The organism is Variovorax glucosi (assembly GCF_051216695.1).
In the GTDB taxonomy this organism is placed as follows: Bacteria; Pseudomonadota; Gammaproteobacteria; order Burkholderiales; family Burkholderiaceae_C; genus Variovorax.
In genome coordinates this window covers 1-1,064 of record NZ_JBPJZE010000357.1, presented here as the reverse complement: position 1 = coordinate 1,064, position 1,064 = coordinate 1, and the positions used below count along the sequence as shown (strand labels likewise).

Annotated in this window: 2 protein-coding genes; one reads left to right on the top strand and one right to left on the bottom strand. The window is 66.8% G+C overall.

Translation table 11 applies throughout. From position 1 onward, the window contains the following. On the bottom strand, positions 1-368 hold a 368-nt coding region (locus ACSFA3_RS25635; protein WP_435508131.1), incomplete at its 3' end, for a nuclear transport factor 2 family protein. Positions 369-505: 137 nt separating this feature from the next. Between ACSFA3_RS25635 and ACSFA3_RS25630 the strand changes: the two genes are divergently transcribed. Next, the coding region (locus ACSFA3_RS25630) for a GntR family transcriptional regulator (protein WP_435508130.1) at positions 506-1,064 on the top strand (559 nt) is incomplete at its 3' end.

Sequence of the window (1,064 nt, the reverse complement as noted above, 5' to 3'; positions counted from 1 at the left end):
GCCTTGCGGAACACGTTCTTCAGGTGGATCTTTCCGCCCTTGAAGGTGAAGACGTCGATGCCGTCGGTCTCGATGCGGCTGCCGTCGGCGGCGGTGCCGGTGAAGGTCCACTGCGAGGTGCCGAAGTCGCCATGCACGAAGTGCTGGCCGTTGATCCATTGCGCGTCGGGCACGGCCTGCCATGCTGCGGCAAAGGCCTTGCGCACCGCCTCGGTGCCAACGTGGCGGGTGCCGCAGGCGTCGGGGCCGGCGGCGGTCTGGAAGATGCAGTCGGCCGTCATGAAGCTCATGAGGGCGTCGATGTCGTGGCGGTTCCAGGCGTCGCTGAAGGCGGCAAGGGTGTCGGTGGTCACTGAAGTGGAAGGCATTGCGGTCACGCGGGAACTCCGGAAATTGATGCGGCAAGAGTAGGCAGCCGCTTGCCGGCGCGATAGGGCCAGTTGGGAGGATTCGACCGAGCCAGAGCACCACAGACCGCAATGCCTGCCCTAAACTGCGGCGCACCATGCCCCCGAACCCGCGAGCCACCCAGTGGGCGCAGCTCTTCGCGCTGCCCGATCAACCGGCGCTGCCGCTGCAGGCTCGTTTGCGCGCCGCCGTGGTGCAGGCCATTCTTGAAGAGCACTTGGCGCCCGGCGCGCCGCTGCCTTCGTCGCGTGAGCTTGCTGCGTTGTTGGGGCTGAGCCGCAACACCGTTACCTCGGCCTACCTGCAACTGATCGACGAAGGCTTTCTGGAAGCGCGTCCGCGCAGCGGGGTGTTCGTGGCGCACGATGCCCGCCCGCTGTCAGCCGTGCATGCGGAGCCGCTGGTCGGGCGCAGCGGGCAGGCGAGCCAGCCGCCCGACTGGTCGGGTCGCGTGCTGCGCTCGTTGGTCGACAAGCCCACGCTGTCGAAGCCCGACCGGTGGCGTGACTATCCGTACCCTTTTGTCTACGGTAACTACGACCCGCAGTTGTTTCCCACAGAAGACTTCCGCGAATGCTGCGCGCGCAGCCTTGCACGCTCGCAGCTGCCGCACTGGACGCCCGATTTCGAAACCGACGACGTGCCCGACCTGATCG